1 protein-coding gene is annotated in these 297 nt (G+C 69.4%); it reads left to right on the top strand.

All coding sequences use genetic code 11. From position 1 onward, the window contains the following. Positions 1 to 31: 31 nt before the first annotated feature. On the top strand, positions 32 to 297 hold a 266-nt coding region (locus ACFHWU_RS29580), incomplete at its 3' end, for a transposase (RefSeq protein WP_416592362.1).

Genomic DNA, 297 nt, shown 5'->3' with positions numbered 1-297 from the left:
GGACGAGCCGTTGCCGCCGACCGACGCCGAGGTGGGGATCGATCTGGGGCTGACGCACTTCGCGGTCATGCCGGACGGCACGAAGGTGGCCGCGCCCAGGTTCCTGCGCCGCGCTGCCCGCAGGCTCAAGCGGCTGCAGCAGGCCCTGTCGCGTAAACAGCGGGGCAGTAACCGCCGTAGGGAGGCTGTTGTGAAGGTCGCCAGGGCGCACGCCCGGGTGGCCGACACCCGGCGGGACTGGCAGCACAAGCTGTCCACGACGATCATCCGTGAGAATCAAGCGGTGTACGTCGAGGA

Origin of the sequence: Micromonospora sp. LOL_015 (assembly GCF_048060275.1) — a bacterium.
Lineage (GTDB): Bacteria > Actinomycetota > Actinomycetes > Mycobacteriales > Micromonosporaceae > Micromonospora_E.
The sequence above is the reverse complement of the archived record's forward strand: the minus strand, read 5'-3'. Positions and strand labels throughout refer to the sequence as shown.